The sequence below is a fragment of the Frankia sp. BMG5.60 genome (genome assembly GCF_059428125.1).
Map to the genome: position 1 here is coordinate 5585777 of NZ_CM182091.1, position 26245 is coordinate 5612021.

Consider the following 26245-nt stretch of genomic DNA (forward strand, 5'->3'; position numbering starts at 1 on the left):
CCGCGGGCGCGGGCGCGGACCGTGACCGAGGCCGGACGTGACCGAGGCCGGGCGGGGGAGGCCGGACGAGGCGGTGGCCGGACGGGGGGAGCGGCGGCGCCGTGGCGGCCGGCCAGGCCCCCCGCGGCGCCCCGGCTACGCCCGGCTTGCCCGCCGCCGCAGGTCCGCCTCGTGGACGAGGGCGGCTGCGAAGCTGTGCGGCAGGTTGTGCTCGGCGCGTAGCCAGTTCACTCGTTCGGTGAAGCGCAGCAGGCCCGGACCGTCGTCCAGCCGGCTTAGCCAGTGGTTCACCCCGTGCCCAGTTGCCTTCGGAATCCGCTCTATGAGGCTCTGGTGGGTCTGCGGGGAGCGGTTGAGCGACATGCGCGCCTCCAGAAGTGAAACCCGACGTCAACGGCTCATGTCGCCAGCGTGCCCCATCCCACAGCAAAGGGCAAGGCCCCGATCGGGCCTCGTGGGGTATCCTGCCGGGATGTCCGATGAGGTCGGTGATCTCAGTCGGGAGGTGGGTCTGCTCATCCGCCGCGTCCGGGGATGGGCTGGCTCTTCCTGGGACGTCGCGGTGGGTTCGGGGATGACCCGGGCGGAGCGCACGGTTCGGCTGCTCGACGAGCTGGCCGCGCTCGGCGAACGGATCGGCACGGGTGCGCCCGTCGGGATGCGTCCGCCGAGGCTCGCCGCCCACGCTCTGCCCGACCAGCTCGCCGTGCTCGCCGAGGACCTGCTGGCCGCACTCGACGCCGCCGGCGCCACCCTTCCGTCTGCCCCCGGGGTGCTGACCGACGCCCGCGCGGCGGTGACCCGGGCGCGTGCGGACCTCGACGGCGCCGGCTTCGGGTTCCGCGTGCGCTGATCGCGGCCCGCGGCCCCAGGCCGCCCGTTCGGCGTGAGCGCACCGTTTGGCGTGAGCGCGGCCTTCGGCTCCGGTGGACCGTTCGATGTCAGTGCAGCCGCCAGGTACTCCGGACGGCGTCGAGCACGTGCGCTACGGCGATCCGCGCTCCGTCGAGGGTCAGGTGGACCCCGTCGTGGGACCGGGCGAGCACGTCCCGGCCGTCGCCGGCGGTCAGGTAGTCGCTGTAGGCGCCGCCCTTCGACAGCCACGGGGTCAGGTCGAGGTAGCTCGCGCCGCTCACCCCCGCCGCCGCGGCCCCCGTCGCCGCGTTCAGCCGGTGGAAGTAGCCGTTCAGCCGGTTGGAGCGGGCCGGGGGCAGGCTGAGCCAGAGCAGCCGCCTGGCACCGTTCCCGGTCCAGATCCGCATCACGACGCTGGCCCGCCGCTGGTACTCGGCCTCCCACTCGGCCGATCCGGCGGGCAGCACCGTCCCGTCGGGGAGCGTGATGCCCTGCCCGTCGTTGCCGCCCATGGCGACGATGACCAGCTCCGGGCTGCGCGCGGCGACCTGGTCGCGGGCATGGGCGGCCCAGTCGAAGAAGTCGGGCCGGACCAGGCCGGTGCCGAACCGGGTCTCGGTCTGTGCCCGGACCGTGTCCGGCGCCGCGTTCGTGATCGTGGGGCCGAGGGACTCGGTCAGGGAGTCGCCGGTGACGAGCACCCGCAGCGGGTCGGCGGCGGTGGGCCGGCGCAGCGGGGCGGGGGCGGGCGGGACGGTGGGTAGACCGGCGGTGCCGGGGCGGTTTGGCACCGCCGCGCCCGCGGCGGCGCGGCTCGCCGCGGTCGCCAGCTCCGAGTCGCCGCCGCGCGGCGCGGTCCCGTGGCCGAAGGCGCGGGTCAGCCAGCGGTCCGGCGCGTCCAGGCGCGCCGTGTGCGTCACCCGCTCGATCGGCCGCGCCGCGCTCAGCACGAGCGTGCGGGTGAGCCCCGGACGCATGCCCTCGCCGGCATGGACCATGGCGGGGGCGCGCAGCACGGCGAGCAGCCCCAGCACGGCGACGACCAGCGACAGGGCGCGGCGCGCCGGGACGGCGTCCGCCCCGACCCGCGGCGGGCCGGCCCGATGGCGTCGCTGTGACTGAGCCGGCACCTCCAGCCTGGCTGGTTGGTGCGGTGGACGGTCCTGGGGGAGACGGCCCCGCGGTCCGCGAGGTGTCTGGTCCGGTGGACGGTCCCGGGCGGAGGGACGGCCCCGCGGTCCGCGGGGGGTCTGCGGTGGCGGCCCGGCGGGCTGGGGCGCCGGGGCGGTCCGGGGTGCGGGGGCGGGTGGAAATGCAGTGGCGGGTGGAAATGTGGGGACGGGTGGAAATGCGGTGGCGGGCGCGGACGCCGACGGCCGGGTCGGCGCCGCGTCGTCGCGCTCGGTCATGGTCGCGGGCTCCGTCGGCGGCTGGGGGAGGGGAACCGGACCTCATCTTCCGTGGTGTGTCGATTACCTTAGGTGATTTACCTCGCCCTGTCGGCCCCTCGCCCCGGCGGGCCGTCCTCAGAAGCGGAAGTAGATGAAGGGGGCGACGTCCTGTTGCCCGACGACCGCGTAGATGACCATCATCGAGACGGTCAGCAGGACGATCTGCGGGCCGAGGCTCACCCGAGCGAACCGGGCCCGCGTCCCGGCCCACCAGCCCGGCGGGATGGCTGCCGTGGCGAGGCCCACCACGATCGCGGCCAGCACCGCGGGGGTGACCAGCGGCGCCGGGCCGCCCGCGGTGAACAGCCGCGCGAACAGCCGGCCCGCCGTGTCCAGATCCGGGGCGCGGAAGAGCACCCAGGTCGCGCAGACGAAGTGAAAGACGGCCAGCCGGGCCGCCCAGCCGCGCACGGGGCCGCCGATCCGGGCCGCACCCCCGGCGGCGCTCCGAGCGGCGGCGGCTGGCAGGAGAGCCACCGCCACCCCTACCGGCTGGGGCGTGGGCGCGGGCGAGGCGGCGTCCGACCCAGGGCCGGAGGCTGTGCGCTGGGCGGCGAGGGGCTCGCCGCGGGTGGTGGCCGGGGCGGCGGCGCGCGGCAGCGGTATTCGGGCGAGCCCGGCGGCGGCCGCCCGCCTCGCCCGCCAGGTCCGCAGTCGGCGCTCGGTGACGAGGGCCGCGCCGTGCAGTGCCCCCCACAGCACGAAGGTCCACGACGCGCCGTGCCACAGGCCGCCCAGAGTCATGGTGATCAGGAGGTTCAGGTAGGTCCGGCGACGTCCGCGCCGGCTCCCGCCGAGGGGCAGGTACACGTAGTCGCGCAGCCAGCGCGACAGGGTCATGTGCCAGCGTCGCCAGAACTCCTGCAGGCTGCGCGACGCGTACGGCCGGTCGAAGTTGTCCGGGAAGCGGAAGCCGAGCAGCAGCGCGATCCCGATGGCGATGTCGGAGTAGGCCGAGAAGTCGCAGTAGATCTGGACGGCGTAGCCGTACACGGCGGCGAGGATCTCCGCGGACGAGTGCTGGCCCGGGGCGTCGAAGACCGGGTCGACCAGCCGGGAGGCGAGGACGTCGGCGAGCACGATCTTCTTGATCAGCCCGCCGAGGATGAGGAACGCCGCCCGGGTGGTCGGCACCCGGGCCGGGTCGCGCGGCGTGGCGAGCTGCGGAAGGAACTCGCTGGCCCGCACGATCGGACCGGCCACGAGATGCGGGAAGAACGCCTCGTAGACGGCGAAGTCGAGCAGCGGCGCCGGCGCGTTGATCCCCCGGTGGACGTCGATGACGTAGCTCAGCGCCTGGAAGGTGAAGAACGAGATCCCGATGGGCAGCGCCACCTGGAGCAGCGGGAGCGGCGCGGGCAGCCCGACGTCGGCCAGGGCGCGATCGACCGACAGCGCGAAGAAGCCGTAGTACTTGAACCAGCCGAGCAGGCCGAGGTCGCAGGCGATCGCGGCGGCGAGGATGCGGCGGTCCCGGAAGCGGTGGATCGCCCGCGCGGCGGCCTGGTTGATCAGGGTCGAGGCGACGATGAGCAGGACGAACCGGGCGTCGGCGAAGCCGTAGAAGAAGTACGACGCGGCGAGGATGAACGGCTTCCACAGCGCCGGCCGGGGCATCAGCAGCCAGGACAGCGCCATCACCACGACGAAGAACGCCGCGAACTCGATCGTCGGAAAGATCACGTATAGCCGTCCTGGGAGATCGGGCGGGTGGCGGGTGACTTTTCGGGGGGCGCCGCACGTCGCTACTCTATGGATTTAGAAAGATACATAAAGTAGCGACCGGCTGAGGGGTGCGCGCTCACGCGTGGCGGGACGACCGGTGAGATCGGTTCCCCCGGGCGGCGGAGCGGCCCGAATGGGTGAGGTTGGCTCGATTCGGCCTGGAAGGCGTGCGCGCCAGCCACGGGATGGCTACCTTCCGACCATGGGCATCGTCACGGTCAACGGCATCGAACTCGCCTACGAGATCCACGGCGACGACGACGGTCTGCCGTTGCTGATGATCGGCGGCCTTGGGCAGCAGCTCGTCGGCTGGCATCCCGACCTGCTCGCCGCGCTCGCCCGGCGCGGCTACCGGGCGATCGTCTTCGACAACCGTGACGCGGGCCTGTCCACCCACCTCGATCACCTCGGCCGGCCCGACCTCGGGGCGATCATCGCCGGGCGCTTCGACCTCGCCCCCTACGGCCTCGCCGACCTCGCCACCGACGCGCTGGGCCTGCTCACCGCGCTCGGCGTCGAGTCGGCGCACCTGCTGGGCCTGTCGATGGGCGGCATGGTCGCCCAGATCGCGGCGTTGCGCAGCCCGGAGCGGGTCCGCAGCCTCACGTCGGTGATGTCGCACCCCGGCGACCACCGGGTGCAGCCGACGCCGGAGGCCATCGGGTTGTTCCTGCGCCCGGCGCCGCTCGACGTGGAGCAGTCCGTCCTCGCCGCGCACGAGGCGCATCGGGTGCTCGGCTCGCCGGAGTTCGCGCCGGACGAGGCGTGGCTGCGCCGGCGCGCCGAGATCTACTGGGACCGCCGGGCCAGCCCCGACGGTGTGCTGCGCCAGGTCGCCGCGGTGCTCTCCGCCCCGGACCGCACCGCGGAACTCGCCGGGCTGCGCCCGCCCACCCTCGTCGTCCACGGCGGCGCCGACCCGCTCGTTCCCGTGATCGGCGGCCGGCTCACGGCCGCGGCCATCCCGGCCGCGGAGCTGTTGGAGATCGACGGGATGGGCCACGACCTGCCCCGGCAGGTGTGGGACCGGGTGCTGGACAAGCTGGAGGACGTCGTCGACCGCGGGGAGGCCGGTCGGCGCCCCCTCGCCGCCGCGAGCTGAGCGGACGCAAGGCCCGTCGGGGGTCGCCGCCCGCCGGCTCACGCGCCGGGTTTGACCACCATCAGGGCGACGACCACGACCCAGCAGGCGGAGCTCAGCACCGCGCCGCCGGTGACGGTGCCGAGCCGGCGCCGAGCGTCCCCGCCTGCGTCGATCTCGGCGACGGCGTGCAACAGGCCTGGTGCGATGACCGCCAGGCAGATGCCGCACGCCACCACCCACAGCACCAGCGAGCCCAGCAGCCAGGAGTCGCTGAACGACCGCACGCTGCCGAACGACCCCTGGTGCACCATCCCCACGCCAGTCACCACGATGAGCAGCGAGGCCAGCCCGAACCCGCGCACCAGCCGCGCGGCGAGCCGCAGCATCGGCAGGGCGCCCGGCCCTGCCCGCAGCAGCCGGGGGACGGTCGCGCAGACCAGGGTCAGCGGTCCGATGACGAAGATCGCGAGAAGGACGTGCAGGGTGAGGAGGAGCCCGAAGCTGCCCGGATGCGGCATGCGCAGACGGTACCGACTGACTCCTCCCGCTTGTGCACCGACCGCATGTGAACCGCCTGTGGGGCGACTGTGCTGGTCCTGTGCCTTGTGCGCCTCGTGCACCTTGTTCGCCTCGTGCACCGTGTGCGCCCTCGTGCGCCTCCTGTGCCTCCTGTGCCTCGCGGGGCCCGCGCCTCAGAGCGGGTAGGACTGGTAGTAGAGCAGTTTCACCGCATCGCCGAAGTGCGTCCCGTACAGGCGTTCTGTGGAGCCGGCGTAGGCGTAGCTGACCACCCCGTCGATCCAGCCGTGGCCGGGCCCGAGCCGGCCGAACCCGGTGATGAACGGGCCGCCGCTCGAGCCCGCCGTCATGCGGCAGCGCATCCCGATCGACGGGCCCCCGTACGGGTCGGCCGACCCGGGCCCGGCGCAGTAGATGAGCTTGTTGCCGTCGTACGGCAGCAGGCGTGGAAAGCCGAAACTGTACTGCGGGTAGGTGTTCGGCAGGCCGAACGCGATGCCCTGACTCCCGACCACGTCCTCGATGTGCTGGCCGCCGTGGGTGTTGAACAGCGCGAAGCCGGCGTCGACGTCGAAGCTCGAGCCGCTCGCCCAACCCGGTGTCACGGTCACCCGGCGGGCGGTCCAGATGCCGTACGGCATGGTCCCGTTGACGTAGCCCGGGACGAAGGCGACCTGGCGGCCGAACTGCGCGCCCCTGCCGCCGTGCAGGCAGTGCCCCGCGGTCACGACGAGGTCGCGGCCCGGGCTGGTCACCACGCTCGCCGAACACGCGAAGTCGGCGCCGCCGATCGTGGTGAACAGCCGGCCGGTGGTGGCCGTGACCCGACCGCCCCGGGTGTACGGCGTGCCGTCGCTGGGCGGCGGCGGTGTGCTCGACAGCCCGGGGTTCGTGTCGTCGGCGAACGGCGTGCCCGCCGCCGTCGCGGCGCCGGTGTTGGCATCGGCGCGGTCGGTGGTGTGGGAGCCGAAGGCCCGGTCGCGACGCTCGGCCGTCCAGTACCGTTCGACCGCGCGCTGCTCGGCGGCGGTCACCGCGCCCGGCGCCGACAGCGGCGGCGGCTGCCCCCGGGTGATCTCGGCGGCGAGGTCGGCCGGGCGGACCGGTCCGGCGTCGGGACCCGCGATCGGCGGTCCGCCGACCGCCGACCGCACACCCGAGTCCGGCAGGCCGGTGAGGCCGCGCAGGCCGTCCGCGAGGATCGCGCCGCCGGGCGCGGCATGGGCAGGGTTGGCCGGCATGGCCGTGGGGGCGAGCCCCACGCCCGCGATCAGCAGCACGGCGGCGACCAGCCGCGAACGGGCCGGTGGCCGGGGCTGCTGTCCGCGCTGCCGCAGGCTCGCCCGATGCCTCGCGCCCGCCGCGCCCTCCCCTTCCCTCCGTGACTTCACGATCGCGCAGAGTAGCAGAGTTCGAGATCTGGATGGTCGGGGCGCGGCGACCGCCCCCCGGGTGCCGGTCAGATCCCCCGCGGCGGGTGAGGGTGGCGGCCCCGACCGCCGAGAGTGGTCGGCGTCGGCACTGCCGGTGCGGTCGGTCGATGGGTGCGGTCGGTCGATGGGTGCGGTCAGTCGGCGGGTGCGGTCAGCCGGTGGGCGTGGTGGGCGCGGCGAGGTGCTCGCGGGCCTGCGCCCAGGTGGGGGCTCCGGCGCCGGCCGGCGGCTGCCAGAAGACGAAGCGGGCCTGGGCCATCGCGGGTCCGAGGCGGCGCATCGCCTCTCGATGGTGGGGGTCGCCGACGAACGCGTCCAGCGCGGCCCGGTCCGTCCACGCGGACAGGGTGAAGTACTCCCGTCGCAGCGGCCGGGCGACGAGTGAGACGCCGAGGGCGCCGGGCGCGGCGAACAGGGCCCGCCGGACGGCGAGCGCCGAGCGCAGCATCCTGATCGAGTACCGGGACGAGGAAAGAACGAAGTAGGAGGCCATCACCTCGACGGCGCCGTTCGTGCTGGCGCCGCCCGCGGCGGCGGTGTCCTCGGGCTTGGCGGCGCCGGCCTTGCCGCCCCGCGGGGTGGCCCAGGGGATCGTCGGCACGGTGACCCACCTCCACAATCGTCTGATTCGGACTGTCGTCCGGATCAGGATAGTCCGAAAGAGACGGTATGAGTCAAGCCGTATGATGGAGATCATGGCGGAGATCGCGCTGACACCGGTGTCGTACCTGGTCCTCGGGGAGGTGGCCCGCCGCGGCAGCGCCACGCCCTACGACCTCAAGGTGTCGGTCGCCGAATCGGTCGGGAACTACTGGTCGTTCCCGCACGCGCAGCTCTACAAGGAGCCGCCGCGCCTCGCCGAGGCCGGGCTGCTGGCCGAGGAGCGGGAGGCCGGGGGCCGCCGTCGGCGCGTCTTCCGGATCACCGACGCCGGCCGGCGCAGCCTGCAGGACTGGCTCTCCTCGGCCGATTCCGGGCGCACCGAACTACGCGACCTCGGCCTGCTCAAACTTGCGTTCGCCGACCTCGGCCGCCCCGGCGACGTCGCCCGGCTCGCCCGTGCCCAGGCCGCCGCGCACCGGGCGCACCTGGAGGTCTACCGCACACTGGCCGCGCTTCCACCGGACGCCATGGTCTGGACGCTGCGGCGCACGCTGGACCTGGGACTCGCCTACGAGCGGCTCGTGGCGGAGTTCTGGGAGCGGCTCGCCGCCGACCCCCTCCTCGCCCGCACCCCGCCACCGCCCGCCGAACCCGAGCGGCCGGCGAGGGACGCCCCGGGCAGGTCAGCGGGCGACGCGGTGGCGTCCCCGGGAACGCAGGTAGTCCCGGATGACGTAGCTGCCGAGGGCGGTGGGGTCGGGTGACAGGACACGCCCGCCGTTGCGCCGGGCCATCTCCTCGACGAACTGCACGAGCCGCGGCTCGTCGTCGAGCATGAACACGTTGATGGTCACCCCGCGGCGGGTCAGCCGGTCCACCTCGGCCAGGGTCAGCTCCAGGGTCTCGGGCATCGGCGGCCAGGAGAACGACGGAGTGCCGTCGCGCAGCAGGTGGGCGGTGGGCTCCCCGTCGGTGACGACCATGACGACCGGCTCGGCCTGCGGGTACCGGCTGAGCAGCCGGCCGGCGATGAGCAGGGCGTGCTGCAGGTTGGTGCCCTGGACCATCTCGGAGTCCAGGCCCGCGAGCTCCACCGGCCGCAGCTCGCGGGCGTAGTCCGAGAAGCCGATGATGTGGATCTTGTCCTGTGGGAACGACGTGCTGACGAGGGTGTGCAGCGCCAGCGCCGTCGACTTCGCGATTCCCCACGTCCCCCGCAGGGCCATCGAGTAGGACAGGTCGACGAGCAGACAGACCGCGGCGGTGGTGCGCCGCTCGGTCTCGGCGACCTCGAAGTCGCCGACCTCCAGCCGCACCGGCCGGCCCTTGCCGGTCGGCCCGCCGCGCAGCACGGCGTTGCGTACCGTGCGGACGACGTCGATCGGTTGGGTGTCGCCGAACTGCCAGGCCCGCGAGGTGCCGAGCAGATCGCCGGCGGAGCCGGCGTCGGTGAGATTGTGGTCGCCGCGGCCGCGGGCGGAGACCTGCCGAAAGATCCGGGCCAGCGCCGCCTGCCCGATCCGGCGGACCGCGCGGGGGGTGAGCTCCAGGCTGCCGGCCCGGCGGGTGATGAACCCCTGCTGCTCCAGCTCCCGCTCGATCTGCTGCAGGCTGCGCAGGTCGTCGACGGCGGAACGGCCCAGCGCCCGGGCGACCGCATCCGGGTCGATGTCCTCCAGCGAGGCCCCGGCGTAGTCCTGCCCGAACGCGGCGGCGAGCTCGTCGAGTTCCGCGAGTTCCTCCAGCGCGGAGGTGGCGTCGCCGAGGCCCAGCGGCTCGTCCCCGGTGAGGCCCTCGCCGAGCCGGCCACCGCGCCCACGGGTCCGGCCGCCCCAGTTCAGGTCCGGGCGGGAGGCTCGCAGCGCCTGGGCGAGCCGGGACATCTCGGCGGCCAGGCCCAGGTCCTCCATGGCGGTGGACATCAGATCGGCGAGCTCGGAGCGCTGCTGCGGGGTGAGCCCGGCGAGCAGCCGGGCGGCCGCCGCCGAACGGCGCGCCAGCGCGTCGACCAGCTCCTCGAGCGACTGCGGGTTCTCCGGGAAGAAATCACCGTACTGGGACATGAACTCGGCGAACGCCTCGTCGGTGTCCTCGCCGCGGGCGTCGGCCTCCAGCAGGGTGTTCAGCGACCCGATCATGTCCCGGATACGGGCGAAATCCTCCGGCGTCGCCCCTTCCAGGGCCTGCTTCATGCCCCTGAACTGGCTGTCGAGGACCTCCCGGCGCAGCAGCTCGGAGATCTTCTCGTAGGTCTCGCGGGCCTGTGGGGAACGCCAGTCGTACTCGGCCAGCGACCGCACCGCGCGCGCCGGGTCGGCGGGCAGCGCGTCGAGCTCGGCCTCCCGCAGGCGGGCCTCGTCCGACGGGTCGGGGAACAGCGCCGCCCGCTCCTGACCGACAGCCGTGTCGAGCAGCCGGCGGACCTCCTCCAGGGTGCCGTCCATCCGGCCGCGGGACCGGGCCTCGCGCCGACGCCGCTCGATGGCCCGGCGCATGTCGTCCAGCCCGCGCCGGCCCGGCATGCCGCGGCGCAGCAAAGCCTCCAGTGCCTCCCGGGGGGTGCGTCCCTCCAGGATCTGGCGGGACATCTCGTCGAGCGCGCCGGCCGCGGTGAAGGGGGAGGCGAGCGGGTCGGGCCCGCCGTCCCAGGGGCCGTAACGGAATGCGCCGGAGCTCACCGGGATCCTCCCACGGGGGTCATGTCAGGAGCCGTAGACCGTCCGGCCCGGCAGCTCTTCCTTCGCCAGCCGGCGGTTGAGGTGCAGTCCCTCCATCGCCAGCTCCAGCGCCGCCGCGGCGAGGCCGGGCGACTCCGCGCCGTCCACGCCGAGCCGGTTGAGGATCGCCGCGAGGCCGGGCACCGGACCGACCCGGCGCAGCAGCTCGGCGGCGGGCACCATGTCCCCCGTCTCGACCGGGCCGTCGGCGTCGAACCGGTTCTGCAGCCCGGTGAGGTCTGCACCGGCGAGGCGGGCCCGGAACGTCTCGGCGATCGCGCGGCGCAGCAGCAGCGCGAGCACCTCGTCCTCGCGCCCCTCCTCGAGCTGGTCGAACTCGACCTTGCCGCGCACCGCCGGCACGATTGCGCCGAGGTCGACCACCCGGGCGGTGGCCGTCTCCTCCCCGGTCAGCGCCGCGCGGCGGACCGCGGAGGCGGCCACCGTCTCGGCCGCGGCCACCGCCAGCCGGGCCGACACGCCCGAACGCTGGTCGACCTGTGGGGCGTCGCGGACGAGCCGGGTGAACCGGGCCACGATCTCCAGCAGGTGATCGGCGATCTCGGGGGTGCCCAGCGGCGAGCCCGCCCAGGAGATCACGGCCTCCTGGCGGATCAGCGCGAGCTCGTCGCCGAGCTGCAGCGGGTAGTGGGTGCGGACCTCGGCGCCGAAGCGGTCCTTGAGCGGAGTGATGATCCGGCCGCGGTTGGTGTAGTCCTCGGGGTTCGCCGAGGCCACCAGCAGCAGGTCGAGCGGCAGGCGCAGCAGGTAGCCGCGGACCTGGATGTCGCGCTCCTCCAGCACGTTGAGCAGCGACACCTGGATGCGCTCGGCGAGGTCGGGCAGCTCGTTGACGCTGAAGATGCCGCGGTTCGTGCGCGGCACCAGGCCGTAGTGCACCGTCTCCGGGTCGCCGAGGGTGCGGCCCTCGGCGACCTTCACCGGGTCGACGTCGCCGATCAGGTCGCCCACGCTGGTGTCCGGCGTGGCGAGCTTCTCGCCGAACCGGTCGGAGCGGTGGCGCCAGCCGATCGGAAGTTCGTCGCCGAGCTGGGCCGCCAGTGCCCGGCAGCGGCCGCAGACCGGCGCGTACGGGTGGTCGTTGATCTCACAGCCGGCGACGGCGGGTGACCACTCGTCGAGCAGGCTCACCAGGGTGCGGATGAGCCGGGTCTTGCCCTGGCCGCGCTCGCCCAGGAAGACGATGTCGTGGCCGGCCAGGATGGCGCGCTCGACCTGCGGCAGGACGGTCTCGTCGAACCCGACGATGCCCGGGAAGCGGGGCGCCTCGCCCTTCATCAGGGCGACGAGGTTGTCGCGCAGCTCCGTGCGGACGGGCCGGTGAACGTGCCCGCTGCGGCGAAGCTCACCCACCGTGGCATACGGCGGAGCGGTATCCGCCGGCGCGGTGGCCGGGGATGTCGCGGTCGGTGGCATGGAATGACGGGGCGGTGCCGGCAGATCCTCCACGCGTCGACGGTACGTCGACACCGCCCGCGGCGCAGCCAAGTCGACTGCCGTCCGCTGCAGGCGTAGTCGGGGTACGCCGCCCGCCCCGCCCGAAGGAGCCCCGCCCCCGCCGACCGGCTCAATCCGGGCGGACCGGCTCCTAGGTGCCGGCGCGCCAGCCACGATGGGTGACCCCCGGTCCGGCCGAAGTGGCATGGCCGAACCAGGCTCCGGTGCTGTCAGGAGCCGTAAGGTGCGACCGAGACGATCTCGACCTTCGCGGAGCGGCCGTTGGGGAGCGTGTAGCTGACGGTCTCGCCGGCCTTGTGGCCGTTCACGGCACCACCGAGCGGGGAGGCGGGGGAGAACACGTCGATGGGAGTGCTGTGGTCCTCGCGGGAGCCGATGAGGAACTTCTCGGTCTCCTGCTCGCCGGGGAAGCGCACCTCGACGACCGTGCCGGGACCGGCCTCACCGGTCGTGTTGGGCGCCTCGCCCACCTGCGCGTCGCGCAGCAGGTCGGCGAGCTGGCGGATGCGGGCCTCCTGCTTGCCCTGCTCCTCCTTGGCGGCGTGGTAGCCACCGTTCTCCTTGAGGTCGCCCTCCTCGCGGGCCGCCTCGATCTTGGTCGCGATCTCCGTGCGCCAGGGGCCGGTGAGGTAGTCGAGCTCGGAGCGGAGCCGGTCGTATGCCTCCTGAGTGAGCCAAGTCTGCTGCGTCACGCGGGTCACGCTCCTCGGTGAACATCAAAAGGGTCACGATATCAAGGTGAATCAAGGAATCCAGGGTCGAGCCCGCTGACTCCGGCGGCGGCTCCTCCACCGCTGGGAGACCCCAGACCAGCGGTTCTACCCTCCTGGGCGAACCGTCAGTCCGTGGTTACGACCATGACCGCACGCCTGGCGGAGCGGGAGCGTGGCGAATGGGTGCCGCACTCCATCGGTCCCCGGGGCCGGACCGACACCGATGTCGGTACGCCGGCCGGCGACGTCACACCCGTCACCGCATGCGCGGACGGTGCATTGTGCCACGGCGTTGGGTAACTTTTCCAGATCAAACGTGGAGGCGGGCTCCATGGTTCCGCACAGTGGTGTAGCACGGCGGTCACGTCATGGCCACCCAGGTCGATGGCCGCGGTCCGGCCCGGCCGTCAGCGACAATGGTGGCATGCCTTCGGTCGACGAGCGGCATGGCCTGCGTCTCATGGCCATCCATGCCCACCCCGATGACGAGTCCAGCAAGGGCGCGGCCACGATGGCGCGTTACGCGAGCGAGGGCGTGGACGTGCTGGTCGTGACCTGTACCGGTGGTGAGGAGGGCAGCATCCTCAACCCGGCGATGGACTCACCCGGCGTCGCCGAGCGCATCACCGAGATCCGCCGTGAGGAGATGGAGAACGCCCGGCGAATCCTTGGCGTGCGCCAGGAGTGGCTCGGCTTCGTCGACTCCGGCCTGCCCGAGGGCGACCCGCTGCCGCCCGTGCCGCCGGGTCGCTTCGCCACCACGCCACTCACCGCGGCGGCCCAGCCCCTGGTCAGGCTGATCCGCACCTTCCGGCCACAGGTCATCACGACCTACGACGAGTCCGGCGGTTACCCGCATCCCGACCACATCATGACGCACAAGATCAGCATCGAGGCGTTCGAGGCGGCCGGCGACCCTGAGCGCTATCCCGAGGTGGGGGTGGACGCCGGGCTTGCCCCCTGGCAGCCGCTCAAGCTGTACTACCACCTCACCTTCCACAAGGAGCGCATCCTCGCGCTGCACGAGGCGCTGCTGGCCCGCGGCCTGGAGTCTCCCTACACGGAACGCCTCGACGAGTGGGCCGACCGGGCGGCGGACGCGGGCCGGCTCACCACCCGGGTGCCGTGCGCGGACTGGTTCCCGACCCGCGATCGCGCCCTGATCGCGCATGCCACCCAGGTCGACCCCACCGGATGGTGGTTCCGGGTTCCGCTCGACGTGCAGCGGGAGGCCTGGCCCACCGAGGACTACCAGCTCGCCCGCTCGCTGATCGAGGTCGGCACGCTGCCCGAGGACGATCTGTTCAACGGCGTGTGATCGTGCGCACGGCGGGTGGCCGGCCGGCCGGCGGGGGCTGATCGGCGCCCGCCGGGGGCGGTCCGGCGCGGCGTAATGTCGGAGGTGGGCACCGCCGGGAGCCCACGGCGCACCGCCTGTTCGGGCGGGGCCGGCCGCGCACTCGCGCGGCGCAGCGGCGGGATGACCGCAGAGTTTGGACCCGGGTGTGAGGACGTCACCGTGAACGAGATCTTCGCCGGTTCGGTGCTGGCCGAGCAGGAGCACAGCGCGGGCGGTCTTGGATTGCTCATCGTCGTGGGGTTGATCGTGGTCTCCACCGGGCTGTTCTTCATGCTCTCGAAGAGCCTTCGCCGGATGCGCGCGAACGTGGCGAACGGTGATTTCCTCGGGGTCGATCCCGACCGGCTCACCGGCCCGGTCGATCCCCGCCAGGCGATCCGCCGTCGGTCGGTGCTGGCCGGCCGAAGGGGCCCGGTGATCGACGGCGAGGTCGTCGACGATGCCGCGGCCACGGATGGCGAGGGCGAGCATCTCGACCTGCCCGTCCAGCCCGGCCCCCCGGCCTCCGGCGGCTGAGCCGGGAGCCCCGCCCCACCCACGACCGCTGCTTACCTGCCCTTCCAGCGGGTTCTGTGCCCGACTTATCCCGCTGGAAAGGCAAGGCAGGGCAGGGAGCGGTCAGCCCAGGGCGATGTTGACGATGCGGCCGGGGACGATGATGACCTTCTTGATGGTTCGGCCCTCGGTCTGGCGCGCGTAGTCGGGGTGCGCGGTGAGCAGCTCGCGGATCACGGGCTCCGCGGCACCGTCGGGCACCTGGAGGGTGAACCGCACCTTCCCGTTCACCTGGACCGGGATGGTCCGCTCGGACTCGGCGGCCAGCGCCGGGTCGCCCACGGGGAAGGCCGCGCGGCTCACCGACTCGCTGTGCCCGAGCCGGGTCCACAGCTCCTCGGCGATGTGCGGGGCCAGCGGCGCCACCATCAGGACCAGCGGCTCGGCGAGGGCCCGGGGGGTCGCGGCCTGGCCGTACCGCTTCGAGACGAAGTTCGTCAGCTCGATGAGCCGGGCGACGGCCGTGTTGAACCGCAGGCCCGCGTACTCCGCCGCCAACGTGATGATCGTCCGGTGCAGGACGCGGGTGGCCTCGGCGTCCAGTTGCTCGTCGGAGACGGCGACCGTCCCGCTGCCCTCGTCGACGACCGCGCGCCACAGGCGCTGCAGGAACCGGTGTGAGCCGACGATGTCGTCGGTGTGCCAGGGCCGGTCGGCGTCGAGCGGACCCATCGCCATCTCGTAGACCCGCAGGGTGTCGGCGCCGAACCGGTCGTACATCTCGTCCGGGCTGACGCTGTTCTTCAGGCTCTTGCCCATCTTCCCGGAGCGGCGGTCGACCGGTGCCCCCTGGTGGGTGAACCGGCCGTCGCCGCTCGCTTCCACCTCGGCCGCCGGGACGTACATCCCGCGGGCGTCGGTGAACGCGTCGGCCTGGATGTAGCCCTGGTTGAACAGCCGCTTGAACGGTTCCTTGGACGAGACGTGCCCCAGGTCGTAGAGGACCTTCTGCCAGAACCGGGCGTAGAGCAGATGCAGCACCGCATGCTCGACGCCGCCGACGTAGAGGTCGACGCCGCCGTCGCCGGCCGCCGCGCCCGGCTTGGCCATCCAGTACCGCTCGACGGTCTCGTCGACGAACCGCTCGGTGTTGGTCGGGTCCAGGTAGCGCAGGTGGTACCAGCAGGACCCGGCCCACTGCGGCATCGTGTTCGTCTCGCGCCGGTAGCGCTTCGGGCCGTCGCCGAGGTCGAGGGTGACGGTCGCCCAGTCGGCCACGCGGGCCAGCGGCGGCACCGGATCGCTCTCGTCGTCCTCGGCCATCGCCGTCGGCCGGAAGTCGGTCATCTCGGGCAGCTCGACGGGCAGCAGCTCGTCCGGGACGGCATGCGGCAGGCCGTCGTCGTCGAAGACGATCGGGAACGGCTCGCCCCAGTAGCGCTGCCGGGAGAACAGCCAGTCCCGCAGCCGGTAGGACCGGGCCGCCCGGCCCGCGCCGATCTCCTCCAGCCAGGCGACGGTCGTCTTGATCGCGTCGGTCTTGCCCAGGCCGGTGAGCACCGGGGCCCCCGCCGGGCCGGGCAGGTAGGCGCCCTCGCCGCTGAACGCTTCGGGCCACGCCGACGGCGGTGCACCAGGTGTGACGCCGCGCTCGGCGCACCACGGCTCGTCGGGCGCCAGCACCGCCGGGATCGGCAGGCCGAAGGCGCGCGCGAAGCTGAAGTCCCGGCTGTCGTGCGCCGGCACGGCCATGATCGCGCCGGTGCCGTAGCCGACGAGGACGTAGTCGGCGAGGAAGACCGGGATCTCCGCGCCGCCCACCGGGTTGCGGACATAGGCGCCGGTGAACACGCCGGTGCGGTCGATCTCCTCGCCGCGCTGGCGGTCGCTGCGCTGCGCCGCGAAGGCCCGGTAGGCCTCGACCGCGGCGCGCGGCGTCCAGGCCGGGTCGGCGGCGGCGGCCTCGGCGCCCGCGGAGGTGTCGGTACCGGTGGCCGTGTCTGTACCGGTGGCGGTGTCTGTACCGGTGGCGGTGGCGGTGGCCGGGTCGATGGTGGCGGCCTCGCCCGTGCCCGCGGCGTCGGCGACGGGCGCGCCGTGGCCGGCCGGGAAGCGCCAGCCGGCCGGGGTGCCCGCCGGCCAGGCGTCGGCGACCAGCGCGTCGACCTGCGGATGCTCGGGTGCGAGCACCAGGAAGGTTGCCCCGGCGAGGGTGTCCGGGCGCGTGGTGTAGACCTCGATGCGCGGCGCGGGGGAGGACCTGGCGGCGCCGGTGAACGCGTCCGTCGTGCCGGTCTTGTCGGTCGTGCCGGTCTGTCCGGTCGTGCCGGCGGAGACGAGGGCGAACTCGACGCTCGCGCCGTCGCTCGGGCTGATCCAGTTGCGCTGCATCTGCTTGATCGAATCCGACCAGTCGACCAGGTCCAGGTCGGCGACCAGCCGTTCGGCGTAGGCGGTGATCCGCAGCACCCACTGCCGCAGCGGCCGGCGGAACACCGGGTAGTTCCCGATGTCGCTGCGGCCCTCGGCGGTGACCTCCTCGTTCGCCAGCACGGTGCCGAGCCCGGGGCACCAGTTGACGAGCTGTTCGGAGATGTAGGCCAGGCGGTGGGCGTCGACGACCCGGCGGCGGGCGACCCGGTCCAGCTCGGCCCAGGGCAGGCCCGCCGGGTTCGCGGCGCGGACGGCGTCGACCGACACGGCGGTGGTGCCGGCGGCGGGGCCGGCCACCGGAGAACGGGTCCCGGCCTCGAACTCGGCGATCAGCTCGGCGATCGGCCGCGCCCGGCCGGCCTGCGGGTCGTACCAGGCGTCGAAGATCCGCTCGAAGATCCACTGCGTCCAGCGGTAGTACCCGACGTCGGTCGTGGCGATCTCGCGGCGGGTGTCGTGGCCGAGCCCCAGCCGGGAGAGCTGCCGACGCATGTTGGCGATGTTGGCGTCGGTGGTCGTGCGCGGGTGCTGACCGGTGTTGATGGCGTACTGCTCGGCGGGCAGGCCAAAGGCGTCGTAGCCGAACGGGTGCAACACGTGGCGGCCGGACATCCGCAGGTAGCGGGCGAACACGTCGGTGCCGATGTACCCGAGCGGGTGCCCGACGTGCAGGCCGGTGCCGCTGGGGTAGGGGAACATGTCCATGATGTAGAACGGCTCGCGCCCGGCGACCTCGTCGAAGCCCGCGGCGAGCGGCCCGACCGGGTTCGGCGAGTTGAACGTGCCCTCGTCGGCCCACCGGCGCTGCCAGCGGCGCTCGATGTCCGCGGCGAGCCGCGCATCGTAGCGGAACCCGGGCTCGTCGCCGGTCCCGGCGCTGGGCGTGGCGCCGGATGGGGATGTGGCGCCGGACGGGGCTGCCGTGGCGTTCGCGGCGCCGGCGTCGGTGCCGTGCTCGGCCGTCTCACTCATTCGCTCGTGCCACCCCAACTCGTTGGTACTCCGACCCTGCGACAACCCTTCCGAGTGCCCGCGACGACCCTTCGACCGCTCTCGCGGCGCAACGGCGGCCTGGCGGACGGCGGTCGAGCGAGTGGACGGCGGACGGGCGGACGGGCGGAGGAGCCGGGATCGTGCCTTTCTCCGAGCGTATCCGGTCCCGTGCACCCCGGTTCCGACCGCACGCCACCACGAGCGGACCGTGCTGCCCGAGCGGCCCCGGGCATCGGGTGATCTTCTCGTCCATGGTCGCCACGATGATCGACTTCGGCAACCGGTTTTCCGCGCCGTGTCGGTGCCCGAATCGCCGGATCAGCCCTCTAGGGTGGCGCCATGCCCACCTACGAGGCTGCTGCCCGCTTCCTGGCGGAGTACCACCGGCTTCGGCCGGAGCAGCGCGCCGCGTTCCTGCGCGCTCAGCGGCTGTTCGTTCAGGGCCTCCCCGTCCGCAAATTGCACCCGTCGCTGCGGGTTAAGGCGTTCACGTCGAAGCCAGGCCTGTTCGAGATGACCTAGGCGCCGGCCGGTCGGGCGCTGTGACGTACGGGGACCCGCTGCCGGGTCGCGGTACCGACCCGCATGTGAGCTGGCTTCGGGTCGGCACCCACGACATCTTCCGCGGCTGAGCCACCAGAGGGTGCCCTCGACGACACGAGGGGATCGGCTGACACGCCGGCCGCTGGCAGGGGTGGCTGGCGAGTTGGGGTGCCGAGGGCCACAGTTGGCGCGGCGCGGCACGGGTGGGGGCATAGCCGCTCGTCGCTTTGGTTGCATAGCCAGTGACCCGGGGCTCCACAGACCCGGGCGACGCCAGACCCTGAGGAGTTGCCCGGTGCCGAACAAGCTGGCGGAGCAGACGTCTCCGTACCTGCTCCAGCATGCGGACAACCCCGTCGACTGGTGGCCGTGGTGCCCGGAGGCGTTCGCCGAGGCGGCCCGCCGCGGGGTGCCCGTGCTGCTCTCGGTGGGTTATGCGGCCTGCCACTGGTGCCACGTCATGGCGCACGAGTCGTTCGAGGACGTGGTCACCGCGGCCTACATGAACGACCACTTCGTCAACATCAAGGTGGACCGGGAGGAGCGGCCGGACGTCGATTCCGTCTACATGGACGTCACGGTCGCCCTGACCGGCCACGGCGGTTGGCCGATGACGGTCTTCCTCACCCCGACCGCCGAGCCGTTCTTCGCCGGCACCTACTTCCCGCCCCGGCCCCGGCCCGGCATGGGGTCGTTCCGCCAGGTCATGGAGGCCGTGGTCGCCGCCTGGCAGACCAGGCGGGCGGAGATCGAGGAGTCGGGCGCCGACATCGCCCGCCGGCTGGCGGAGGCGGCGGCGCGCGGCCCGGTGGCCGGGCTCGCCGCGAGCCCCACGTCCGGCGTCGCCGACGAGCTGAGCCCGCCGCTGCTGGACACGGCCGTCGCGGGCCTGTCCGCCCGGTTCGACGCGCGGCACGGCGGGTTCGGCGGAGCGCCGAAGTTCCCGCCGTCCATGGTCGCGGAGATGCTGTTGCGCCATGCCGCCCGCACCGGCGACGAGCACAGCCTGGAGATGGTGGCGTTCACCTGCGAGCGGATGGCCCGCGGCGGCATGTACGACCAGCTCGCCGGCGGCTTCGCCCGCTACAGCGTCGACGCGACGTGGACCGTCCCGCACTTCGAGAAGATGCTCTACGACAACGCCCAGTTGCTGCGGGTGTACCTGCACCTGTGGCGTGCCACCGGCTCGCCGCTGGCCCGGCGGGTGGTCGGGGAGACCGCGGCGTTCCTGCTCGCCGACCTGCGCACCCCGCAGGGCGGGTTCGCCTCGGCGCTCGATGCGGACGCGGTGCCCGCGGGTGTCCCGGCGGCCCACGCGCAGCCCGAGGAGGGCGCGAGCTACTCCTGGACGCCAGCCGGCCTGCGCGCCGCTCTCGGCGCGGACGACGGCGCCTGGGCGGCGGAGATCTTCGGTGTCACCGCGGAGGGCACGTTCGAGCACGGGACGTCCGTGTTGCAGTTGCCGGCGGACCCGCCGGACGCGGCGCGCTTCGCGGCGGTGCGCGCGGCCCTCGCCGCCGCCCGGGCCGGCCGTCCGCAGCCCGCCCGGGACGACAAGGTGGTCGCCGCGTGGAACGGGCTCGCCATCGCCGCCCTCGCCGAGGCCGGCGCGCTGCTCGACGAGCCGGCCTGGATCCGCGCCGCCGAGGACGCCGCCGTGCTGCTGCGCGACGTCCATCTCGTGGCGGGCCGGTTGCGGCGCACCAGCCGGGACGGCCGGGTCGGGACGAACGCCGGCGTGCTGGAGGACTACGGCGACGTCGCCGAGGGGCTGCTCACCCTGCACCAGGTCACCGGGGATCCGGAGTGGCTGACCCTGGCCGGCGAGCTGCTCGACGTGGTTCGAGCCCGGTTCGCCGCGCCGGACGGCGGCTTCTTCGACACCGCGGACGACGCGGAGGCGCTGCTGCGCCGCCCCCGCGACGACTCGGACTCGGCGACCCCGTCGGGTCAGGCGGCGGTGGCGGGTGCCCTGCTCACCTACGCGGCCCTGACCGGCTCGGCCGAGCACCGGAGCACCGCCGAGGCGACCGTGGCCCGGTTCGCGCCGCTGCTGTCCCGCGACGCCCGGTTCGCCGGCTGGGCCGGAGCGGTCGCCGAGGCGCTGCTCGCCGGGCCGGCCGAGGTCGCCGTCGTGGACAGTCCGGCCCTGGAACGGCTCGCCCGGCTGGGCACCGCGCCGGGTGCCGTCGTGGTGACCAGCGGACCGTTGGTCGCCGGGCGGGGGGCCCCGGGGGTGTACGTCTGCCGGGACTTCGTCTGCGAGCTGCCCGCGCACACCGCGGAGGAGGTCCGCAGTCAGCTCGGCGTGAAGGTCGCCACCTGAGGCCCCAGGGACTTTCACTCATGACCCGGTAAGCGTGTAATCGTCGGCGGGGTGTGTCGGCGCACACCCCGGCGGGGCTACGGCTCCGGATCAGTTCGGCAGGTCGGGCCCGCCCGCGGGTCCGGCCGGGGGACCTGAGGAGACTCGTCATGTCCGGTCCGCGTGGGCGTGGTTATGGCAGGCCGGGGGATCGGGCGGAGTCGGTGCCGGCGCATGACGCGCCGGACTGGTTCGCGGCCCACATCCCCGCCGGGTGGTTCACCGGCCCACCGGCCGTGGTCGTCGACCGGGATGAGATCACCGTCGTCGGGGAGCTCCCCGACGAGGAACCCCTCCGATCCGGCGCCCCCCAGGCCGGATCTCCCCAGCCCGGATCTCCCCAGCCCGGATCTCCCCAGCCCGGATCTCCCCAGGCCGGATCTTCCCAGGCCGGGTCCCCGCAGACCGGTACTCCTCACTCCGGGGGGGTGACGCCTCACCCCGGGGGGGCGGAGCTGCCGGCTGGACGTGACCTGGAGGCCGTCGCTCTGATCCGCCGGTTCCGAGAGCGCACCCGGGAGGAACGGATCGCCATCGCCGCCGAGGCCGAGCGGCGTTACGGGCGCAAGGTCGCGTGGGGGGCGACCGCCGGCACGGCCAGCGAGCTGTTCACCGTGCTGTCCGTGCCGGTGATGACGCGGCTGCGCCAGCCGGAGCGTCAGGTGCTGGACACGCTCGTCGAATCCGGCGTGGCGCGCAGCCGCAGCGAGGCGCTGGCCTGGTGCGTGCGACTGGTCGGGGACAACTCCGACACCTGGCTGCGCCAGCTTCGCGAGGCCCTCGAACAGGTCGAGAAGATCCGCTCCGAGGGCCCCGGCCGCTAGCCGGTGAGCCGTCTCGCCTAGTGGATCGCGAACATCAGGGCGATGTAGTGGCAGGTCGCGGCGACGAGGGTGAAGGCGTGGAACACCTCGTGGTAGCCGAAGGTCGCCGGGGCCGGGTCCGGTCGCCGCGCGGCGTAGACGACGGCACCAAGGCTGTAACAGACGCCGCCGACCAGCAGCAGGACCATCGAGGCGATCCCGGCCCGGTGGGCGAGCTCCGGGATGACGAAGACGGCCACCCAGCCGAGGGCGATGTACAGCGGTACGGTCAGGTACCGCGGGGAGTGCAGCCACAGCATCCGGATGGTCACGCCGAGCGCCGCTCCGCCCCAGACCACGGCCAGGACCACACGAGCCGTGCGCTCCGGCATCGCAAGGAGGGCAAATGGGGTATAAGTCCCGGCGATGAAAACAAAGATCATTGAATGGTCGAGACGTTTCATGCGTGATCGAGCACGTGACGTCGACCACACCGTGCGATGGTAGAGCGCGCTCGTTCCGAACAGCGCCGCAATACTCAGCGCGTATATCGCGATCCCCAGTCGGGCACGGAGCGTGGTGGCCAGCGCCACGGCAAGGAGACCCAGTGCAAGGCTTACGGGGAATGCCCCGGCATGTAGCCAACCTCGCATGCGTGGTCGCACCAGGTCACGGGGGTGGGCGGGGCCGTCCGCCTGCGGAGGCCCGGCGGGCTGCTGCGTGAGGGAAGCCACGTCGAGGACGATAACCCGAGGCTTCCGGCAGCCACGAGACGGAGTCACCCGGCGGCGGTCCGTCCGTACCGGTGCGTGATGGATCCGACGCTTCTGTCCACTCGCTATCGCGCGACTGCGGGGGGAACGCGCGGTACAGTCTAATGATCCTGAACGCGGCCTCGAACTGCCCCTGTACCGCGGGTTTTGTCAGCGCGTGAACGAATACGTTCGAGTACTGAAGTCGGCACCTGCATACGGGGCGAGAGCGTGGCGGGTTCGACTCGACCGGAGGTGTGAGCTGTGACGACCGCGGCACAGATTCCGGGGCTGGAAGCGGCCCCCACGAAGCACGCCAGGCTGGTCGCCTGGGTGCGTGAGATCGCCGAACTCACCCAGCCGGAACGGGTTGAGTGGTGCGACGGATCGGAGGCCGAGTTCGACCGGCTGACCAGCCTCCTGATCGAGAAGGGGACCCTGGTCCGACTGAACGACGAAAAGCGTCCCAACAGCTTTTACGCCGCCTCGGACCCCAGCGACGTGGCCCGGGTCGAGGATCGCACCTACATCTGCTCCGAGAAGGCCGAGGACGCCGGCCCCACGAACAACTGGATGGACCCGGCGGAGATGCGGGTCAAGCTCCAGGGCCTGTTCGAGGGCTCCATGCGCGGTCGCACGATGTATGTCGTGCCATTCTGCATGGGTCCCCTCGGATCGCATATCTCGGCCCTCGGGGTCGAAATCACCGACTCGCCCTACGTCGTCATTTCCATGCGCACCATGACCCGTATGGGTGCCGACGCGCTGGAACAGCTCGGTGAAGACGGCTTCTTTGTTCCGGCGGTCCATTCACTGGGCGCCCCGTTGGAGTCCGGTGCGGCCGACGTTCCGTGGCCGTGCAACACGACGAAGTACATCACCCACTTCCCGGAGACCCGCGAGATCTGGTCCTATGGATCGGGTTATGGTGGTAACGCACTTCTCGGCAAGAAATGCTACGCACTGCGCATCGCGTCCGTCATGGCGCGCGACGAGGGCTGGCTCGCCGAGCACATGCTCATCCTCAAGCTGACGTCGCCCGCGGGCAAGGTTCACTACATTGCCGCGGCCTTCCCGTCGGCCTGTGGAAAGACCAACCTCGCGATGCTCATTCCCACCCTTCCCGGGTGGAAGGCGGAGACTGTCGGTGACGACATCGCGTGGATGCGGTTCGGTGAGGACGGCCGGCTCTACGCCGTCAACCCCGAGGCCGGCTTCTTCGGTGTCGCCCCCGGCACGGGTGAGCAGACCAACCCGAACGCGATCAAGACGCTGTGGGGCAACACGGTCTTCACGAACGTGGCCCGCACCGACGACGGCGACGTCTGGTGGGAGGGGCTGACCAAGCAGGCCCCAGGGCACCTCACCGACTGGAAGGGCCGCGACTGGACCCCCGAGTCCACCGAGCCCGCCGCGCACCCCAACGCCCGCTTCACCGTCCCCGCCGGGCAGTGCCCGACCATCGCCTCCGAGTGGCAGGACCCGAAGGGCGTGCCGATCTCGGCGATTCTGTTCGGCGGTCGCCGGGCGACCGCGGTTCCGCTGGTCACCGAGGCGCCCGACTGGCGGCGCGGGGTCTTCTTCGGCTCGATCGTCGCCTCCGAGACGACCGCGGCCCAGGCCGGCGCGATCGGCAAGCTGCGCCGCGACCCGTTCGCGATGCTCCCGTTCTGCGGCTACAACATGGCCGACTACTTCGCCCACTGGCTTGAGGTCGGCCAGAAGGCCGACCAGGCGAAGCTGCCCCGGATCTACTACGTGAACTGGTTCCGCAAGAGCCCGGAGGGCAAGTTCCTCTGGCCCGGCTTCGGCGAGAACAGCCGCGTCCTGGCCTGGATCGTCGGCCGCCTCGAGGGTCACGCCGACGGCGTGGAGACCCCTCTCGGTGTCCTGCCGACCAGGGACGCCCTGCCGACCGAAGGCCTCCAGATCGACGAAGCCGACCTGGACGCCCTGCTCACGGTCGACATCGACGTCTGGAAGCAGGAGGCCGAGCTGATCCCCGAGCACTACCAGACGTTCGGCGACCGGCTCCCCGCCGCTCTCTGGGCCGAGCACGAGGCCCTGGTCAGCCGCCTCGACGGCTGACCCGCGACACCAGCGTCACCCCGGCCCGCGTCGGACGGTCCCCCCGCCCGACGCGGGCCGTCGCATGCCCGCCCCCAGCCGGTTCCCGTCGGAAGTCCGTCCCCCAGCCGGTCCCCGTCGGAAGTCCGCCGCGACCGGCTTCTCCGGTTGGTTGCGCTCTGTCACGGTTTCCGTGTACGGCGCACGCACTCCTGCGTCCGCTATGACGCGACCGGCAGGCCCGCATTCACCGGAAAACGGGCCCGCTCCCCGCTCGCGGTGCCCGGCAGCCCGCATGTTCCACGGGCACCTGCGCGTGTCGTCGCGGGGATTTCCTGCAACGTCCGCGACTGGTCGGCGGATTTTCGTCAAGAGGGCCTGAGAGCCGGTCGGCAGGAGAAATCGGACCATGCCGGGGCGCCCGCCCGCCGGAAATCGCGGTCCGTCCAGCCCCGTGCCGCCCGATCCATCCGACCCGAGTCGTTCCATCCACATTTCCCGATGTTGCCGGGCCACCTGACCATGTTTCCGGAAGACTTCCGGCCACCCCATACGCGCCCGGAAGGGCGCTCACGTTACCTGGGTCCCAGGCCGGAGCCGCCCGATTCCTTGCTCCGGGTCCGGACCTGATCCCGGCAGCCGGCGGGTCCCCGATCATCGCCCCGAGACACACGCCCGAAGATCCGGATTGGTTAGGTCCTCCTAACCTCGCCTGGTCTTCTCGGGACCATGGCATCGTCGACCGCGCCGGCCGACCGCACGGCCCACCCGTGTCGCGCTGGCTCGTTCTCCGCTCCTCCGCACCCGACGCCCTCCGCTCCCCTTTCTCCGATTTCCGCATCTCTGACGTCTTTCCACCTGCACGAGGGAGAGGACCGCTACCCGCTCCCGGCTGCCCGCTCCGCCCGCGCCGACCAACGCGGTTCCCGCGGCCCCGCAGCCGTGCGGCTCCGGGTTCCCGTGGCACCGCCGTGCGAGTCTCCGCCCCCCTTTCGGGCCCCGACCCCACCGGTCCTACGCCCGCGCGGTCGAAGATCACAGTGTTCCGCGGAACCGTGCCCCGTCCGATCTCGGCTCGGCCGCAGGTCCGATGATCGTGGTGTTCCGCGGAACCCTGCCTCTCCGCCTGACCTGGACGGGAATGATGAGCCCCACCTCCACGCCTCGACGATCTGGATTGGCGCCGACGCCCCGGCAAACCCGACCGGACTCCGCCTGCACGGCGCCGACACACCCTTATGGATCATGGCCCTGACCTGCGCAGTTGCATCATCGCCGAACCGTCGCAAGATCTCGCCCAGCAAGACCCCCACCCCCGCTCCTGACCTGCACCTTTACTATGGGTCGCTGATCATCCCTAGAGGGATCGCAACAGTTCGGTCACACCGACACCGAGGGTCAAGCCGCGTCGCTGATCACCCCTGGCGGGATCGCAACGCGATGCCGGCCGGCACGTGGCTGGAGACAGCGTCGGTCGCTGATCACCCCTGGAGGGATCGCAACCGTGGCAAGAGGGACGATCGGCACTGGCCGCGCGCCGCTGGCGGAGCAGGCCGGGTGGGCCATGGCGATCCGGCCGCGTGGGTAGCGGAACTGCTGGAGGTGAATCACTTCTGACGGGTTCCGGGGGATGGTGCTCCGGGCGTGAAGTGGGGACTGGCTGCGTGACAGGGTTGTTGCTCGGGTGCGACTGTATTGATCTTGTGGTCTGGGTGTGGTGGGACTCGCGGGAAGGTCGGTGAGTGCTGGCCGGCGCCCTGGGGAGGAGGGCCGGTGCGGGGCGTCATGATCGGGGCGCTATGTCACCAAAGGGGACACGGTAGGCGCCCGAGGAGGCAAAACGTTTCCCGTTCTT

At 72.6% G+C, this 26245-nt stretch carries 20 protein-coding genes; 9 read left to right on the top strand and 11 right to left on the bottom strand.

Features of this window, described 5'->3' with window-relative positions; genetic code table 11:
- Nucleotides 1-135: 135 nt before the first annotated feature.
- Nucleotides 136-363, bottom strand: a complete 228-nt coding sequence (locus tag AC5R91_RS22885; RefSeq protein ID WP_044883402.1) for a DUF4287 domain-containing protein — start codon at nucleotides 361-363, stop codon at nucleotides 136-138.
- A gap of 109 nt (nucleotides 364-472) precedes the next feature.
- On the opposite strand from AC5R91_RS22885, the gene AC5R91_RS22890 reads away from it, so the two are divergent.
- Nucleotides 473-853, top strand: a complete 381-nt coding sequence (locus AC5R91_RS22890) for a hypothetical protein (RefSeq protein ID WP_495393371.1) — start codon at nucleotides 473-475, stop codon at nucleotides 851-853.
- An 88-nt stretch (nucleotides 854-941) separates the two neighbouring features.
- Here AC5R91_RS22890 and AC5R91_RS22895 read toward each other — a convergent pair whose 3' ends face one another.
- Both AC5R91_RS22895 and AC5R91_RS22900 read right to left on the bottom strand, forming a co-directional pair.
- Entirely contained in the window at nucleotides 942-1985 is a 1044-nt protein-coding gene (locus AC5R91_RS22895) for a DUF459 domain-containing protein (RefSeq protein WP_495393372.1), read from the bottom strand.
- Nucleotides 1986-2381: 396 nt separating this feature from the next.
- Nucleotides 2382-3989, bottom strand: a complete 1608-nt coding sequence (locus AC5R91_RS22900; RefSeq protein WP_495393373.1) for an MBOAT family O-acyltransferase — start codon at nucleotides 3987-3989, stop codon at nucleotides 2382-2384.
- A gap of 244 nt (nucleotides 3990-4233) precedes the next feature.
- Here AC5R91_RS22900 and AC5R91_RS22905 point away from each other — a divergent pair, with 244 nt between their 5' ends.
- Complete coding sequence (locus tag AC5R91_RS22905) at nucleotides 4234-5133, top strand: alpha/beta fold hydrolase (protein ID WP_495393374.1); 900 nt, start codon at nucleotides 4234-4236, stop codon at nucleotides 5131-5133.
- Between the two features lie 38 nt (nucleotides 5134-5171).
- On the opposite strand, the gene AC5R91_RS22910 is transcribed toward AC5R91_RS22905, so the two are convergent.
- From AC5R91_RS22910 to AC5R91_RS22920, 3 genes are all read right to left on the bottom strand, one after another.
- Nucleotides 5172-5633 carry a hypothetical protein gene (locus tag AC5R91_RS22910; RefSeq protein ID WP_495393375.1) on the bottom strand — a complete coding sequence of 154 codons (462 nt, stop codon included), beginning with the start codon at nucleotides 5631-5633 and terminating at the stop codon, nucleotides 5172-5174.
- 174 nt (nucleotides 5634-5807) lie between these two features.
- Nucleotides 5808-7025 carry a trypsin-like serine peptidase gene (locus tag AC5R91_RS22915; RefSeq protein WP_495393376.1) on the bottom strand — a complete coding sequence of 406 codons (1218 nt, stop codon included), beginning with the start codon at nucleotides 7023-7025 and terminating at the stop codon, nucleotides 5808-5810.
- A gap of 193 nt (nucleotides 7026-7218) precedes the next feature.
- A complete protein-coding gene (locus AC5R91_RS22920) occupies nucleotides 7219-7668 on the bottom strand; it encodes an antibiotic biosynthesis monooxygenase (RefSeq protein ID WP_495393377.1) in 450 nt (149 codons plus the stop codon).
- 94 nt (nucleotides 7669-7762) lie between these two features.
- Here AC5R91_RS22920 and AC5R91_RS22925 point away from each other — a divergent pair, with 94 nt between their 5' ends.
- Nucleotides 7763-8434, top strand: a complete 672-nt coding sequence (locus AC5R91_RS22925) for a PadR family transcriptional regulator (RefSeq protein WP_495393378.1) — start codon at nucleotides 7763-7765, stop codon at nucleotides 8432-8434.
- Here AC5R91_RS22925 and AC5R91_RS22930 read toward each other — a convergent pair.
- From AC5R91_RS22930 to greA, 3 genes are all read right to left on the bottom strand, one after another.
- Nucleotides 8354-10348, bottom strand: a complete 1995-nt coding sequence (locus AC5R91_RS22930; RefSeq protein WP_495393379.1) for a vWA domain-containing protein — start codon at nucleotides 10346-10348, stop codon at nucleotides 8354-8356. The genes AC5R91_RS22925 and AC5R91_RS22930 overlap by 81 nt on opposite strands.
- A 24-nt stretch (nucleotides 10349-10372) precedes the next feature.
- Complete coding sequence (locus AC5R91_RS22935) at nucleotides 10373-11824, bottom strand: magnesium chelatase ATPase subunit I (RefSeq protein ID WP_495393380.1); 1452 nt, start codon at nucleotides 11822-11824, stop codon at nucleotides 10373-10375.
- A gap of 251 nt (nucleotides 11825-12075) precedes the next feature.
- Nucleotides 12076-12558, bottom strand: coding sequence for a transcription elongation factor GreA (greA, locus tag AC5R91_RS22940; protein WP_495393381.1), 483 nt, complete (start codon nucleotides 12556-12558; stop codon nucleotides 12076-12078).
- A 445-nt stretch (nucleotides 12559-13003) separates the two neighbouring features.
- Here greA and mca point away from each other — a divergent pair, with 445 nt between their 5' ends.
- Entirely contained in the window at nucleotides 13004-13897 is an 894-nt protein-coding gene (gene mca, locus AC5R91_RS22945; protein WP_495393382.1) for a mycothiol conjugate amidase Mca, read from the top strand.
- 201 nt (nucleotides 13898-14098) lie between these two features.
- Nucleotides 14099-14455, top strand: coding sequence for a hypothetical protein (locus AC5R91_RS22950; protein WP_495393383.1), 357 nt, complete (start codon nucleotides 14099-14101; stop codon nucleotides 14453-14455).
- A gap of 102 nt (nucleotides 14456-14557) precedes the next feature.
- On the opposite strand, the gene AC5R91_RS22955 is transcribed toward AC5R91_RS22950, so the two are convergent.
- Nucleotides 14558-17839, bottom strand: a complete 3282-nt coding sequence (locus AC5R91_RS22955) for a leucine--tRNA ligase (RefSeq protein WP_495393384.1) — start codon at nucleotides 17837-17839, stop codon at nucleotides 14558-14560.
- A 360-nt stretch (nucleotides 17840-18199) separates the two neighbouring features.
- Between AC5R91_RS22955 and AC5R91_RS22960 the strand changes: the two genes are divergently transcribed.
- The 3 genes from AC5R91_RS22960 (at nucleotide 18200) to abmR (ending at nucleotide 21592) form a co-directional block, all read left to right on the top strand.
- Nucleotides 18200-18382, top strand: coding sequence for a hypothetical protein (locus tag AC5R91_RS22960; protein WP_495393385.1), 183 nt, complete (start codon nucleotides 18200-18202; stop codon nucleotides 18380-18382).
- A gap of 316 nt (nucleotides 18383-18698) precedes the next feature.
- Nucleotides 18699-20729 carry a thioredoxin domain-containing protein gene (locus AC5R91_RS22965; RefSeq protein WP_495393386.1) on the top strand — a complete coding sequence of 677 codons (2031 nt, stop codon included), beginning with the start codon at nucleotides 18699-18701 and terminating at the stop codon, nucleotides 20727-20729.
- Nucleotides 20730-20878: 149 nt separating this feature from the next.
- Nucleotides 20879-21592: an ATP-binding transcription factor AbmR gene (gene abmR, locus AC5R91_RS22970; protein ID WP_495393387.1), complete on the top strand. Its 714-nt coding sequence runs from the start codon at nucleotides 20879-20881 to the stop codon at nucleotides 21590-21592.
- Nucleotides 21593-21609: 17 nt separating this feature from the next.
- Here the strand turns inward: abmR and trhA are convergent, their stop codons facing one another.
- Nucleotides 21610-22224: a PAQR family membrane homeostasis protein TrhA gene (gene trhA, locus AC5R91_RS22975; RefSeq protein ID WP_495393388.1), complete on the bottom strand. Its 615-nt coding sequence runs from the start codon at nucleotides 22222-22224 to the stop codon at nucleotides 21610-21612.
- 363 nt (nucleotides 22225-22587) lie between these two features.
- Here trhA and AC5R91_RS22980 point away from each other — a divergent pair, with 363 nt between their 5' ends.
- Complete coding sequence (locus AC5R91_RS22980; RefSeq protein ID WP_495393389.1) at nucleotides 22588-24411, top strand: phosphoenolpyruvate carboxykinase (GTP); 1824 nt, start codon at nucleotides 22588-22590, stop codon at nucleotides 24409-24411.
- Nucleotides 24412-26245: the final 1834 nt, after the last annotated feature.